11 protein-coding genes are annotated in these 12,743 nt (G+C 68.1%); 6 read left to right on the top strand and 5 right to left on the bottom strand.

Features of this window, described 5'->3' with window-relative positions:
• Nucleotides 1–389 precede the first annotated feature (389 nt).
• A complete protein-coding gene (locus BLQ77_RS00470) occupies nucleotides 390–929 on the top strand; it encodes an HdeD family acid-resistance protein (protein WP_089954132.1) in 540 nt (179 codons plus the stop codon).
• A 111-nt stretch (nucleotides 930–1,040) separates the two neighbouring features.
• The gene (locus BLQ77_RS00465) at nucleotides 1,041–1,373 is read left to right on the top strand and encodes a hypothetical protein (RefSeq protein ID WP_131821971.1); all 333 of its coding nucleotides are present in this window, start codon (nucleotides 1,041–1,043) and stop codon (nucleotides 1,371–1,373) included.
• 28 nt (nucleotides 1,374–1,401) lie between these two features.
• Here the strand turns inward: BLQ77_RS00465 and BLQ77_RS00460 are convergent, their stop codons facing one another.
• Complete coding sequence (locus tag BLQ77_RS00460; protein ID WP_089954130.1) at nucleotides 1,402–2,163, bottom strand: YbaY family lipoprotein; 762 nt, start codon at nucleotides 2,161–2,163, stop codon at nucleotides 1,402–1,404.
• Between the two features lie 96 nt (nucleotides 2,164–2,259).
• Entirely contained in the window at nucleotides 2,260–3,234 is a 975-nt protein-coding gene (locus tag BLQ77_RS00455; protein WP_089954127.1) for a SphA family protein, read from the bottom strand.
• A gap of 379 nt (nucleotides 3,235–3,613) precedes the next feature.
• Here BLQ77_RS00455 and BLQ77_RS00450 point away from each other — a divergent pair, with 379 nt between their 5' ends.
• The 3 genes from BLQ77_RS00450 to BLQ77_RS00440 are packed head-to-tail and all read left to right on the top strand — an operon-like array spanning nucleotide 3,614 to nucleotide 6,341.
• A complete protein-coding gene (locus BLQ77_RS00450) occupies nucleotides 3,614–5,140 on the top strand; it encodes a CHAD domain-containing protein (protein WP_242661586.1) in 1,527 nt (508 codons plus the stop codon).
• A complete protein-coding gene (locus tag BLQ77_RS00445; RefSeq protein WP_089954125.1) occupies nucleotides 5,137–5,880 on the top strand; it encodes a ParA family protein in 744 nt (247 codons plus the stop codon). Before BLQ77_RS00450 ends, BLQ77_RS00445 begins: the two co-directional genes overlap by 4 nt.
• A gap of 2 nt (nucleotides 5,881–5,882) precedes the next feature.
• On the top strand, nucleotides 5,883–6,341 hold the full coding sequence (locus BLQ77_RS00440; protein ID WP_089954122.1) for a CYTH domain-containing protein: 459 nt from the start codon (nucleotides 5,883–5,885) through the stop codon (nucleotides 6,339–6,341).
• Nucleotides 6,342–6,417: 76 nt separating this feature from the next.
• Here the strand turns inward: BLQ77_RS00440 and BLQ77_RS28610 are convergent, their stop codons facing one another.
• The 3 genes from BLQ77_RS28610 to BLQ77_RS00430 are packed head-to-tail and all read right to left on the bottom strand — an operon-like array spanning nucleotide 6,418 to nucleotide 8,656.
• Nucleotides 6,418–6,582 carry a hypothetical protein gene (locus tag BLQ77_RS28610; protein ID WP_165616991.1) on the bottom strand — a complete coding sequence of 55 codons (165 nt, stop codon included), beginning with the start codon at nucleotides 6,580–6,582 and terminating at the stop codon, nucleotides 6,418–6,420.
• The gene (locus tag BLQ77_RS00435) at nucleotides 6,579–7,715 is read right to left on the bottom strand and encodes a YeeE/YedE thiosulfate transporter family protein (protein WP_089954119.1); all 1,137 of its coding nucleotides are present in this window, start codon (nucleotides 7,713–7,715) and stop codon (nucleotides 6,579–6,581) included. Before BLQ77_RS00435 ends, BLQ77_RS28610 begins: the two co-directional genes overlap by 4 nt.
• Entirely contained in the window at nucleotides 7,715–8,656 is a 942-nt protein-coding gene (locus BLQ77_RS00430) for a sulfurtransferase (RefSeq protein ID WP_089954117.1), read from the bottom strand. The genes BLQ77_RS00435 and BLQ77_RS00430 overlap by 1 nt, the downstream gene beginning before the upstream one ends.
• A 390-nt stretch (nucleotides 8,657–9,046) precedes the next feature.
• Between BLQ77_RS00430 and BLQ77_RS00425 the strand changes: the two genes are divergently transcribed.
• Nucleotides 9,047–12,598, top strand: a complete 3,552-nt coding sequence (locus BLQ77_RS00425) for an ExeM/NucH family extracellular endonuclease (protein ID WP_089954114.1) — start codon at nucleotides 9,047–9,049, stop codon at nucleotides 12,596–12,598.
• Nucleotides 12,599–12,743 lie beyond the last annotated feature (145 nt).

The following is a 12,743-nucleotide window of genomic DNA, read 5'->3' as shown; positions in this document are numbered from 1 at the left end:
CGCGGTCAACGGCGACCGAAGCGCAGCGGCGGCCGCGGGAGCTGCGTCACGAGGCGCGGAGAGCGGGGCTGCATGGCCCGTATTGTGGCGCCGCAATTCCAAGGGGACTTTATGTACGGGGACCGGAACATTGCCTGTTCTCGGACCGCATTTTTCGGGTTACCAATATATTGCTTGCGGCCGATTGTTTTATGAAACCGTTGCTTGGGAGAGGGTTATGCCGTGCCTGGCTTTCGTGACCGAGGCTTGCGGGAGTCGCTTTTCCGCCCCGGGAATCCCGAAGTCCCGGAGGGCATGCCTTTGTCCGGCCGTCCCGAAATTACCGTCAATCCGTTTTCGCGCGCGGCCTCCGGTTCGGGGGCGGCGCATCACGTCTGGAGGATGAGACAATGAAAAACTGGTTGCTCTGGCTGATCGTGGGGATCGTGCTGATCCTCGGCGGCATCTTCGCCCTGATGAACCCTTTCGCCGCCAGCGTCGCGGCCGAGCAGATCGCCGGATGGTGCTTCGTCTTCGGCGGCATCGGGCAGCTCGTTGCCGCCCTGCGCGCCGATGGCTGGGGGTCGAAGATCCTCGGCGTGCTGTTGGGCATCGCCTACGTCTGGCTTGGCGTGACGCTGCTTGGCAATCCGCTGGTTGGGATCATCACGCTGACCATGATGGTGGCGATCATGTTCATGGTGAACGGCGTGCTGAAGATCGTCATGGCCTTTGGCGCACGCGGCAGCGGCTACTTCTGGGTGGCACTCCTGTCGGGCGTGCTGTCGGTGGCGCTGGGGGTCATGGTCTTCGGCAACTTCCTGCAGTCGAGCGCGGTGCTGCTGGGCGTGTTGCTCGCCATCGAGCTGATCTCGAGCGGCGTGACCATGGTGGCCTTCGCCCTTGCCGCCCGCAAGCTGCCGCCGGAAGAGCGGGGCCTGCACGCCTGAGACCGGGCGCAATCGACTGGCCGGGCGGGCGGCGGCGGCAACACCGTCGCCCCCGGCACAACGACACCGGGCGAGGCGTCCCGCCGCGCCCCCCAAGAGGTCACAAGACCGATGAAAGCCTCTGTTGCGTTGCTGTTCGCGCTGGTTCTGCCGGCCTTCGCCCCCGCCTTCGTCATGGCCGATCCGGCCACGCTCGAGGTGGTGAGCGCCTCGGAGACATGGCTCTTCGATGAGGCCACCTGCGGCGATGTGCGCGAGCTCTTCCGGGTCGATCCCTCGGTGGCCTCGGACATGCCCGACGGCGACGTCGTGAGCATGCTCTTCGTCTTCGCCTATGTGAAGGGATACGCGGCGGCGAGCGGCGAGGATTACAGCGTGGCGCTGTCGCGGCTCGGCGCCTATTGCGAGGCCCACCCCGAGGCGCACTGGACCGCGGGCCCCTGACGGGCCCCGGGGTCTGTGTTGCAGGGCGTTACTCGGGCCGTTCGGTCAGGCGCAGCGTGGTGACGCCGGCCTCGTTGGTCAGGCTCAGGCGGTTGTCGACGCGGACATAGCCGCGGGTCGCGTTGAGCGCGTCCACCATGGTCTTCTCCAGCTCCATGCGCGGCTCGGGGCAGAGCCGCTTGGTCCCGGCGAAGGGCTCCCTGATGCGGAGCGTGCCGTTGCCCATCTCGGCCTTGCCGCGGAAGGTGTTGCAGCCGCCGTACATCGAGAAACTGCCGTCGTCGAGGAAGGCGATGGTGGGCGGGTCCTCGGCCACCAGCATCCGTCCGCCGATCTCGAATGCCGCCCATTCGACGCCGCTGATGCGCGGCGTGGCGGCCAGCGTCGCGACCTGCTCGAGCTCGATCTCGGGCCGCTCGGGCGCCTCGCGGGTGAGGGCGGAATAGGCGGTGGTGGTGCGCAGCAGCACCGTGTCGCCCACGGCGACCTTGCCCGAGACGATGTAGCTCATGCGCTCGTCGATCTTGTCGCTGTCGTAGGGCAGGCGGATCTCGACCGGCAGTTCGGAGATCTTGTAGTCGCGCTCGGAGATCGTCACCGACGGCGCGTCGGCGCGCGACACGTCCAGCAGCGAGACCTCGAGCGTGGCGTCGGGGGGCAGGGTGGCGCCATCTGCCAGCCGCACGATCACCGGAAGCTCAGCCGGCTCAGCCACGGCGGCGCCGCCCGCCAGGGCACAACACACGCCGATCAGCGCAAGGCCGCCGCGCCATACCGTCTTGGTCCGCATCGTTTCTCTCCATCTTCTTCTCTGGCCCGGGTCCGATATGGTGACGCTGCCCGTCAGCGGGCAAGATCTGACGCTGGGTCAGATGCAACCTTGCCGTTAGCCGCCGAGCGGGAAGCTCAGGGTGAGGAAGGCCGCCGTGCCCTCGAGCCGGTTGCGCGCCTCGAACTCCTGCAGCACCCTGAGCCGCATCGACACGGGCGTGTTGCCCATCTGGAAATTGTAGCCGAAGGTCGCCCCCAGCGCGCTCACCCGGCCCTTGAAGTCGCCGAGCGTGGCGCCCGATCCGCTGTCCTCGCTGATCTGCTCGTAATAGTAGCCGACGAGCCCCGCCGAGAAGGACGAGGGGAAAGTCTTGGTGACCGCCGTCTCGAAGTGGAACTCGGTGCCGGTGCGGTAGTCGGTCTCGGGGTTCTCGCCGTTGAAGGTGAAGCCCGCGGCGCCCGAGACTTCCCAGCCGGTGGCCGGGTCGAACCATGTCAGCGCGCCGGTGAGGTCGAGACCCCAGCGGTTGAACGAGATATTGGCGAGATCGCCCTCGTGGTAGTCGCCGATGGGTACGTTGACGAGCGCGCCGGTGGTCCAGTGCAGGTTGCCGCTGTGCCACCCCAGCGTCGCCCCGAGGACCGGGTCCCCCATGGTGAAGACGTCGTCGTTGACCGAGGCCTCGAGCGCGGTGCCCGTGACCGCCGCCTTCCCCTTGACGTCCTGATAGCCGAAGGGCAGCGACAGGGTGAAGGCGAGGTTGCCGCCCAGCACCTCGTTGGGCAGCACCCATATGCCTGTCAGCACGTCGAGCCGGGCGATGGCGTCGACATCGGCGGTGATCTCGCCGCCCAGCGACAGGGACTCGCTGGCCGAGGCGTTGCCCGTGTAGAAGTAGAGGTCGTTGTTGATGTAGGTGCCCGGCGGCGCCAGAACCCCGGCGTAGGGGCCCTTGGAGCCGAGAAGGTAGAAGCCGATGCCGCCCTCCGCCGCCAGCGCCGCGCCGGTACTGGCGAAAAGCGCGAGCCCGCAGGCTGCCGCGCCGCGGGTTGCCGTCCTGAAACTGATGCTGGGAACCTCGTACGTCATGGGTCGTCCCTCCCGGGCCTGAAAAGTGCTTGAACCTATTCGAGGTCGTTCCGTCTCTCACATAATGGCGGAAACGAACTGGGATGAATCTACCTAAAGGGTATCTCGTCGGCGCCGTTCTGTCCACGTTGTTCGCTGTGGTGAGCGGTCCCGTTGCGGGTCGCAAGACAGTTGGGCTCTGGCGCTGCCCGTGGCCTCAGAAGGCGGGCAGCGGGCCCGCGTCAACACGTCAGGGTGCGCTTTCGGTCGAATTGCGATCTTGAGGTCTGTAATAATTTCAGGGAAGAACGGCTCTTCACCGACAGAGACCGCCCGATCGGGCACGGACCTTGCCAGGGAGGCTCAGAAAGACCTTGCGACCCAGCTTCGGAGACCGGACATGACCGCGACCGCGACTTTAGCCCTGTTTCGGGCCGGAGACCTTCGGACCGACCTCGCCGGGCTTGACCTTGGCGGGCTCTCCGTGGTCACGGAAGAGGCGGCCCCCGCGACCGAGATCCGCCTGATCGACACGTTCGACGCCCAGATCGCGGCCAAGGGCCGGTTGCTGGTCGCCACCGGCGACGCGCTGATGCTGCTCGGAGAGGGCGGTATCCTGACGCAGGACCCGGCCGAGCCGGATTTCGTCGAACGCATGCCCGCGGGCCCGGTGACCGAGGCGCTTGCCGGCGTGGTGTCGCCCCTGCGCACCCTGATGACCGTGGCCGAGGGCGCGCTGTCCCATGCGCCGGTGCGGGTGCTCGACGATTATGAGAAGACCCACCTGCGCGGCGATGCCTGGGTGCTCGCGACCGCTGACGGCACGGTCACCATTTTCGACCTGCGGGCGCTGCGCGGCTATGACAAGTCGTTCAAGCAATTCGCCTCGGCGCTTGCGGGCGCCCGCGGCGGGTCCGTCACCAACGCGGCCGAGGCCTGCGCCGTGCTGCGCGGCGAAGACCCCACGATGACCGGCAAACTGCGGATCACGATGACCCCCGACGAGCGCGCCTTCAGGGCCGCCAACGACATCATCGGGGCCCAGATCGCGCTGGCCCGCCGCAACGAGGCCGGCGTGATCGCCGATCTCGACAGCGAGTTCCTGCACGAGTACCGCGTCGCCCTGCGCCGCGTGCGCTCGGTGATCTCGCTCTTCAAGGGCGTCTACGACGAGAAGCAGACCGCCGATCTCAAGGCCCGCTTCGGCGCCATCATGGCGCGCACCGGGGCGCTGCGCGATCTCGACGTCTATATGCTCGAGCGCGACCGCTACATCGCGCTGGTGCCCGCCAAGTTCCGCGGTGGCCTCGAGAAGCTCTTCGCCACCTTCGCTGGAAACCGGGGCGAGGCACAGGCCGAGCTCGCGGCCTATCTCGGCAGCAAGGGCTATGCCAAGGAGATGGCGAAGCTCGAGAAGCTGTTCGACCGGCCCAAGCGGCTCGGCAAGGGGCCCGAGGCCGACCGCCACGCGCTGGACTACGCCAAGATGCTGATCTGGAAGCGCTACAAGAGGGTCTGCGCCATCGCCCGCAGCATCGGCGAGCACACGCCCGACGAGGACGTGCACGAGCTGCGCATCCACTGCAAGAAGCTGCGCTACCTGATGGAGTTCTTCGCCCCGCTGTTCGGCGACGAAGAGGTGCGGACGCTGATCAAGTCGCTGAAGCGGCTGCAGGACAACCTTGGCGCCTTCAACGACTACTCGGTGCAGCAGGCGGCGCTGCAGGACATGTCCGAGGGCCTGACCGCCGGGTCGAAGTCGGATGCGGTCGAAATCGCCACGAGCCTTGGCGCGCTGGTGACCGTGCTACATCAGGGGCAGGTCGAGGAACGGGCCCGCGTGACCGACTCCTTCGCCGCATTCGACGCGCTCGAGACCCGGGCGCAGTTCCGCTCGCTCTTCAAGCCGGAAGGAGCCGCGACATGAAGATCATCGCCTGCTACTCAAACAAGGGTGGCGTGGGTAAGACCGCGAGCTCGGTGAACGTGGCCTACGGGCTGGCGAAGGCGGGGCAGCGTGTCCTGCTCTGCGATCTCGATCCGCAGGGGGCCTCGGGGTTCTATTTCCGGGTGAAGCCGTCGAAGAAGCTGACCGACGACCGGTTCTTCACCGACGTGAAGCGGTTCACCAGCGCGATCCGCGGCAGCGACTTCGACAATCTCGACATCCTGCCCGCCAACATGACCTTCCGCGATTTCGACGTGTTCCTGTCGCGCATGAAGAACTCTCGCTCGCGGCTGAAGAAGGCGCTGAAGAGCGTCGACAGCGATTATGACGTGGTGCTGCTGGACTGCCCGCCGAACATCTCGACCCTGTCCGAGAACATCTTCCGCAGCGCCGACGCGATCCTCGTGCCGGTGATCCCGACGACGCTCTCCGAGCGGACCTTCGAGCAGCTGCTCGAATTCTTCGCCGAGCAGGAGCTGCCGCAGAAGAAGATCATGGGCTTCTTCTCGATGGTGCAGGGCACCAAGAAACTGCACGCCGAGACCATGGAGGGGATGCGCAAGGCCTATCCCAAGCGCCTGCTCGACGTGGCGATCCCGTTCAGCACCGAGGTCGAGAAGATGGGTGTGCACCGCGCGCCGGTCGCGACCTTCGCCCGCAGCGGCGCCGCGGCCAAGGCCTATGACGCGCTCTGCCAGACCGTGCAGAAGAGGCTCTGACCATGGCGCAGGAAATCGAACGCAAGTTCCTCGTGGCATCGCTCCCCGATCTCGGTGAGGCCGAGGCCAGGAAGATCCGTCAGGGCTATGTCACCGTGCCCAGCGACTCGGTGCAGGTGCGGCTGCGCCAGAAGGGCGAGAAATTCTTCCTCACGGTGAAGGGGCAGGGCGGGCTGGTCCGCAGCGAGCACGAGGCCGAGATCTCGGCCGAGGCCTTCGAGGCGATGTGGCCCTCGACCGGCGACCGCCGCATCGAGAAGGTGCGCTGGACCGGACGGCTCGAGAACGGCCATGTCTACGAGCTCGACCTCTTCGAGGACCGCGAGCTGCGGCTTGTCGAGGTGGAATTCGCCTCCGAGGCCGAGGCCGCGGCCTTTGAACCGCCCGCTTGGTTCGGCGCGGATGTCACCGGCAACCACGCCTATTCCAATAACGTGCTGGCGAGCGGCGGCGGGGCCTGATCCCGCGCGCTTGTCCGGCCGACAAAAAGGCCCCGCGCAGATCGCGCGGGGCCTTCGTCGTTTCCAGGAGCGGCGGTCAGTTCGGCAGCGCGCCGCAGAACCCGCCGGAGGCCGCGGTCCCGGATCCCAGCGCAAAGGCGGCGGGCGCCTGGTAGGGGTTGAGCTCGGAGGTGGCGAGGTCGAAGCCCACCAGCCCCACGATGAAGAGCATCGCCAGCGACGCGGTGAAGGTGCGGGTCATGCGCGCGCCTCCAGCCCGAGCACAGGGCGCAGGCGGATGCCGAGGAAGGCGCCCGCGAAGGCCGCGACGAACCACACCCAGCCGTGCAGGCTGCCGGTCGAGATCCCCGAGAAGAACGCTCCCACGTTGCAGCCGAAGGCCAGCCGCGACGAGTAGCCCAGCAGGAATCCCGCCACGACGGTGGCGATCCACGCCCGCGCCGGGTAGCCGGGCAGCGCCGCCGACAGCGCGCCACGGCGCCACGCGGCGACGCCGAAGGCGCCCGCGATGATGCCGATGTCGGTGAGCGAGGTATAGTCGGTCAGCAGGCTTGCCTGCACGCGCTCCATCGAGCCCGGGGCGCTCCAGAACGCCGAGCCCGCGAAGTCGCCGCCAAGCGCCGCGTAGCCCTTGGCCGCCCAGAGCCCGAGCCCGTAGACCACGCCCCAGGGCTGGCCCGCGACCACGAGGTTGCCGATGGCCAGTGCCGCCAGCAGCAGCGCCGCGATGGCGTGTCGGCGGCTCAGCTTCACCGTGCCCGGCGCCGCGCGCCACAGGAACAGCCCCGCGGCCAGCGCCAGCAGCACCAGCGTCACCGCGAGGCCCGAGGTGCCCTGCAGCGTCAGGATCGGCAGCGCGCCGAGGTCGGTCCACCAGATCAGGTTCCACGCCCCGGCAAAGCTGCCGAGCGCGAAGAAGGGCAGGGCGAGCAGGCTCACCGGGTTGCCGCTGCCTGCATTGACCAGCGTGCCCGAGCCGCAGCCCAGCACGATCTGCATGCAGGCGCCGAAGATGAAGGCGCCGCCGATCATGGCAAAGCCCACGGGGGCCTGCGCGCCCACGAGCTCGCCCGGGTGGCTGGCCAGCAGCGGGATCGCCACGGCCGAGACCAGCGCGATGGACAGCAGCTGCGCGATCACGCCCGAGGGCTCGCGCCGCAGGATCATCGCCCGCCACGGCCCGGCGAAGCCGAAGCGCATGCCCTCGAGCACGATGCCGAAGCCGAGCCCGATCAGCAGCAGGAAGCCGTAGCGCGCCCCCGCGAAAAGCGCCACGAGGGCCACGAGCACAAGCGCGCCGACCAGAAGGCCGGCGCGTTTGCCCCAGGCTCCGGCGGGCGCGGAGACCGCGCCCTCGGTTGCCGTCTGTGTCATCAGTTGCTGCCCTTGAGCTGGTTCATCAGGTTCTTGAACAGGCCGGGCGCGTTGGCCATCTCGCCGTCGGTGTGCGAGTACTCGACCATCGAGCCGGGGTAGAGCTTGACGTTGCCGAGCCCGGCGATCTCGTTCAGCGCGAACCAGTTGGTCGCGGCCCAGTGGCCGGTGTTGCAGAACGAGACGATCTCCTCGCCGTCGCTGACGCCGAGCGAGGCCTTCAGCTCCTGCACGTCCGAGATCTGGCCGATGGCGGTGGCGCCGCTCTGGAAGAAGCGGGTGTAGGGGTAGTTCTGCGCGCCGGGCAGGGTGCCGGGCTTCTCGGCGGCCTCATGCGCCTTGCTGCCCTCGAAGAAGGCTTCGGGGCGGGCGTCGAGCAGCAGTGCCTGCCGCTTGCCGGCGATGACGTCGGCGACCTCGGGGGTCTCGGCGGTCCAGGTGTTGTCCCAGCTGATCGAGAGCTCGGTCGGCTCGGGCGTCACCGCTTCCTTCGAGACCGGCAGGCCGGCGTTGACCCAGGCCTGCGCGCCGCCGTTGAGGATCGACAGCTCGGTGAAGCCCGAGCTCTTCAGCGTCCAGTAGACCCGTGCTGCGGCCCCGAACTCGGTGTCGGTGGCGCCCTGCGCCACGATCACCACCGCGTCGTCGGGCTCGAGCCCGAGCTTCTCGTAGGTGGCTTCGAGCTGGTCGACCGGCACGGTCTGGCCGGGGTTGTCGGCCGGGCCGCGGAACAGGCCGTAGGGCGCGGCGATGGCACCGTCGATATGGCCGCCGGCATAGGCGTCGCCGCGGATGTCGAGCACGACCGGCGCCTCGGCACCGTCCTGCAGCGCGGCGTCGAGCTCGGTCGCGGTGACCAGCGGGCCGAGAGTGGCGGCAAAGGAAGCGGTCGCCGAGAGACCGGAGAGCGCGGCGGCAATGGCAATGACATGACGTTTCATCGGAAGGCTTCCCGTTCTGAGTGGTTTCCCGTGTAATTGGCTGAACTGCGCCTGACCGCAAGGGTCGGCTGCCTGAACGGCGCCCGTTCGGGCGGAACAGCCGCCCGGTGCCTTTCGCACATCCGGACGCCTGATTGGTGCGGCGTGCCGTCGTGGGAAGGTGTTCCATGTGCCGCCAGTCTCGCAAGACAGCGTCCTTATTCCCAAGGCGCTTCCCGGGGTTCGCCGGGACAGTCTTCCGCCATTGACCCGCGCTGCCCAACCGGTTGGCAGAACCCCGCCAAGCGGCGGTGCCTCCCCGACGCGAGGCTCGCCCGATGTCATTCCTTGGTTACAGTGAACGGAGACACAGCTTTCGGCGATTCAGTTTTCCGGGTTCGGGGGAATATCATGGCATTCAGCATCTTCTACGGAGCCGCCGGTTCCGCGTGGCTCGGTACGCGCCGGGCTGACTCGCTCGTCGGCACCGATGGCAGCGACCTGCTGCTCGGGCTTGCCGGCAACGACACGCTGAACGGCGGCGACGGCTGGGACCTGCTGATCGGCGGGGCGGGCAAGGACGTGGCCGAATATGCCGGCGGGATCGACGACTACGGCATCGGGCAGGGGTTCTTCGGCCTCGGCCCGGTCACCGTGACCGCGCTCGGGGGCGCGCCCGAGACCGGCACCGACACGCTGATCGGGGTCGAGGCGCTTTACTTCGCGGCCGACGGCTACACGCTGCACCTCGACGGCACCAACAACGCCGCGCTGGCGGGCGACGACAGCGCCGAAACCACCGAGAACGCGCTGCTGCAGATCTCTGCCGCGGACCTTCTGGCCAATGACCGCGAGTTCGACGGCGACACCCTCACGATCGTCTCGGTGGCTGGGCTCTCGACCGGCGGCGCCACTGTCGGCTTCGACGGCAGCACAGTGACCTACGACCCGGGTAGCGCCTTCGACGACCTCGCCGCGGGCGAGACCGCGCAGGACAGCTTCACCTACGTGGTCGATGACGGCAAGGGCGGCACCGACGTTGCCACCGTGACCGTCACGGTGACCGGCGAGAACGACGCTCCGGTGCTGGTGGTGCCGGAGACCGTGAGCGTCGACGAGGGCACGCTCGCCATCGACGCCGGGATCTCTGCCAGCGATGTCGACGGCGAGACGCTGAGCTACGCGCTGTCCGGGTCCGATGCCGCGCAGTTCACCATCGACGCCGCCACCGGCGCGCTGGCCTTTGCCGGGGCCCCCGACTTCGAGCTGCCGCGCGATGCCGACGGCGACAACAGCTACGAGATCACCGTGACCGTCAGCGACGGCAACGGCGGCTCGGACAGCGCCGATCTCGGCGTCACCGTCGCGGATGTGGACGAGGGGCTGCTCCGCATCTCCGAGAGCTTCGAGACCGAGAGCGTCGGCGGGCAATACGTCAGCGCCGAGGCCGACGGGGCGATCACCGCCCTCGGCGAAGCGGTCGATCTGGTCAACAACGCCGGGCAGGCGACGGTGGACAGCACCAGCTTCGCGGGGCTGGGCTATGACCTGTCGTGGGTGAACACCCGCGGCGACACCGGCATCTCGGACGGCGATTACATCGGCGTGCAGGATTTCACCGGCACCGTGGGCGCCTACACCGACGGCGCGCAGGGCTACGAGCTTCAGGACGCCGACGGCCTGCTGCGCCTGACCTTCCAGACCGTGAACCTGTCCAACACCGGCGAGGTCACCGTCTCGCTCGACGTCTTCCTGCAGGAGACCGGCTGGGAGGCGGACGACCTCGTCAACATCTACGTGGAGACCGATCAGGGCACCGTCGCGCTGCTCGACAGCACCGGGCAGGACATCGACGACCTTGGCATCGAGGGGGCGTGGATGACGCTCGAGACCAGCCTCGGCGCCGACATCGACAGCGCCCGGCTGGTGGTGGAGCTCGACAGCAACGCCTCGTCCGAGAGCCTCTTCATCGACAACGTGGGCATCTTCGAACCGGTCGAGACCGGCGACGACACCGCCCCCGCCGAGGTCACTCTGATCAGCGCCGTGCAGGGCAGCGGCGACGCCAGCACCATGGAAGGCGACGAGGTCACGGTCGAGGCGGTGGTTACCTACGTCACCTCCACTGGCTTCTTCCTGCAGGAAGAGGACGCGGATGCCGACGGCAATGCGGCAACCTCGGAAGGGCTCTTCATCTACACCGGCAGCGCGCCGAGGGCCGCCGTGGGCGATCTGGTGCAGGCAACTGGCACCGTGGCGGAATACCAGGGCCTCACCGAGCTCACCTCGGTCAGCGAGGTGACGGTGCTCGGCAGTGGCATGACCGCGCCCACCGCGGCCAGCATCCTGCTGACGCCCGACGCGGCCCCGGATTACGAGGCCATGGAGGGCATGAGCGTCTCGGTCACCACCGGCACCAGCGAGGCGCTGACCATCACCGAGAACTACAATCTCGACCGCTACGGCCAGATCCGGGTCTCGGCGGGCATCCAGACCCAGCCCACGCAGCTTTTCGACGCCCAGACCGAGGCGGCGGAGGTGGCGGCGCTGGCCGAGGCCAATGCCAACGCCTCGTTGCTGATCGACGATGGCAGCTCGGCGCAGAACCCCGACAGCTTCGAGTTCCTGCCCGGTGGCGCCGGCGACAACGGCAACGGCTATCTCGACGCGGGCGACGATTTCTCGCTGAGCACCATCCGCCTCGGCGCCGAGATCACCAGCACCGTCGAGGGCGTGCTGACCTACAGCTTCGACGAGTGGACGGTGAACGCCTCCGGGACGGTGACCATCGACGAAAGCACCAACTCGGGCGCCCGTCAGGACACGCCCGATGACGTTGGCGGCACGCTGCAGGTGGCGTCCTACAACGTGCTGAACTTCTTCACCACGCTCGACGACGGCGCGCTCACGGGTCCCGACGGCGATCTCGACCCGCGCGGCGCCGACACCGCCGCCGAGTTCGAGCGGCAGGCGGACAAGCTGGTCGGCGGTATCCTTGGCAGCGGCGCCGAGGTGCTCGCGCTGCAGGAGATCGAGAACAACGGTTCGGGCGAGGGCTCGGCCATCGACACGCTGACGGATCTCATCAACGCCAACGATCCGGGGGCGAACTTCGGCTACGTCGATCCGACCGGCAGCGGCGGGTTCATCGGCACCGACGCCATCACCACCGGCATCATCTACGACGCGGACGCGGTGACGCTGCTCTACAGCGACTTCATCGCCTACGAGGAAAGCTCGGCGGCGGTGACCAACGCGCTGGCGACCGCCATCGCCGACGCCATCGGCTACGACTTCGAGGCCTACGACCAGTCCAATCGCCCCTCGGTCGCCGCGACCTTCCAGGACAATTCCAGCGGCGAGACCTTCACCGTGGTCTCCTCGCACTTCAAGTCCAAGGGCGACAGCGGGCTTGCGGCGCTGGCCTCGGCCGCCGAGGACCATCTCGCAGGCGGCGGCACGGCGATCACGCAGGCCGATCTCGACGCGCTCTATGCCGATGCCAACTTCGACCAGGGCGACGGGCAGGGCTTCTGGAACGGTGTGCGCACCGACGCCGCGGTCGAGCTCGCCGAGTGGATCGGCACCGGGTACAACGGCGGCGGCGTCAGCAACGTGGTGATGCTGGGCGACATGAACTCCTACGCCGAGGAGGACCCGGTCCAGTATCTCGACGACGACGCGGGCTTCACTGACCTCATCGACGCCTACATCGGGCAGGAGGAGGCCTATTCCTACGTCTTCGACGGCCAGCAGGGCACGCTGGATCAGGGCTTCGCCGACGACATGCTGGCGGGTTTCGTCACCGGGGTCACCGAGTGGCATATCAACGCCGACGAGCCGGACCTTCTGAGCTACGACGAGAGCTTCGTCGACAGCGCCTTCTACGACGCGGGCGTCTTCGGCAGCTCGGACCACGACCCGCTGATCGTCGGGCTCGACTTCGGGCTCGGCCTGAGCTGAGGCCTGCCTCCGCCCGGGCAGTGCCGGGTCGGAGGGGCAGGGTGACCGCCGCCAGAGGTCGGCGGTTCCATGAACGCAAGGGCGTGCGCTGTGAAGCGGGTGCCCTCTTCGTTCTCTGGGGCTGTCGGCGTGCGGGGAGGTTGGG

The sequence above is a fragment of the Salipiger thiooxidans genome (genome assembly GCF_900102075.1).
Lineage (GTDB): Bacteria > Pseudomonadota > Alphaproteobacteria > Rhodobacterales > Rhodobacteraceae > Salipiger > Salipiger thiooxidans.
The sequence above is the reverse complement of the archived record's forward strand: the minus strand, read 5'-3'. Positions and strand labels throughout refer to the sequence as shown.